Origin of the sequence: Dietzia cercidiphylli (assembly GCF_014145145.1) — a bacterium.
Lineage (GTDB): Bacteria > Actinomycetota > Actinomycetes > Mycobacteriales > Mycobacteriaceae > Dietzia > Dietzia natronolimnaea.
The window spans coordinates 1-1,343 of the sequence record NZ_JAALEA010000346.1 but is presented as its reverse complement, the minus strand read 5'-3'; the positions used below and the strand labels follow the sequence as shown (position 1 = coordinate 1,343).

The following is a 1,343-nucleotide window of genomic DNA, read 5'->3' as shown; positions in this document are numbered from 1 at the left end:
GAGCGCGGAGACCTGCGAGGGAGCCCGCTCCGGGATGTTTGCGCGGCCGTACCGTCGCACGGCGACCGCCACCCCGGCGGCCACGACCACCAGCGAAGCGGTGGTGACCAGCCACACCGGCACCACGTGCTCGGCGCTGTGCTCGCCCACGACCGGGGCGAGCCAGCCCTCGAGCCGCCCGCCGATCGCGAGCAGGGCCCCGGAGAGTACGGAGCCGACCGCGATGAGGATCATCGGCGCCGTCATGGACACCGGCGACTCGTGGGGATGGGCTCCCTCGCGCCATCGCTGTCGGCCGAAGAAGGTCAGGATCATCACCCGCGTCATGTAGAAGGCGGTCAGGCCGGCTCCGAGGAGCGCCACCGCGCCGAGCAGGTATCCGGCCGCCCCGCCGCCGCCCACGTCGAACGCCGCGGAGATGATGCCCTCCTTGGAGTAGAAGCCGGAGAACGGTGGGACGCCGATGATCGCGAGGTAGCCGAGTCCGAAGGTGACAAAGGTGACCGGCATGACCGCGCGCAGGGCACCGTAGCGCCGCATGTCGACCTCGTCGTCCAGCCCGTGCATCACCGATCCCGCTCCGAGGAAGAGGCCGGCCTTGAAGAAGCCGTGGGTGAGCAGGTGCATGATCGCCAGGGCGTATCCGGCGGGGCCGAACCCGGCGGCCATGACCATGTATCCCACCTGGCTCATGGTGGAGGCGGCGAGCACCTTCTTGATGTCGTCCTTGGCGCAGCCGATCACGGCGCCGAACAGCAGTGTCACCGCGCCGACCGCGATCACCGCCGTCCGCGCCGCCGGGGCCGCGTCGAAGATCGGGTTGGCCCGGGTGATCAGGTAGACGCCGGCGGTGACCATGGTGGCCGCGTGGATCAGCGCCGAGACCGGGGTTGGGCCCTCCATGGCGTCTCCGAGCCACGACTGCAGCGGCACCTGGGCGGACTTGGCGCAGGCGCCCAGCAGCAACAGCAGGCCGAGCGCGGTGACCAGGCCGGTGCCGACCCCGGGCTCGGCACCGTCAGTGCCGCTGATGGCGGCGAAGACGCCGTCGAAGGACAGGGTCCCCAGCTGCGTGACCATCACCATCAGGGCCACGGCGAGCCCGATGTCCCCGACGCGGTTGACCAGGAACGCCTTCTTGGCCGCCGTGGCCGCGGACGGCTTGTGCTGCCAGAACCCGATGAGCAGGTAGGAGACCAGGCCCACGCCCTCCCACCCCAGGTAGAGCACCAGGAAGTCGTCGGCCATCACCAGCAGCAGCATCGCGGCCAGGAACAGGTTGAGGTAGGCGAAGAACTTGCGTCGCGCGGGGTCGGCGGCCATGTACCCGGTCGAGTACACGT

Annotated in this window: 1 protein-coding gene; it reads right to left on the bottom strand. The window is 70.3% G+C overall.

The features are described 5' to 3' along the window. The coding region (gene nuoL / locus G6028_RS12425; RefSeq protein WP_182659049.1) for an NADH-quinone oxidoreductase subunit L at positions 1–1,343 on the bottom strand (1,343 nt) is incomplete at both ends.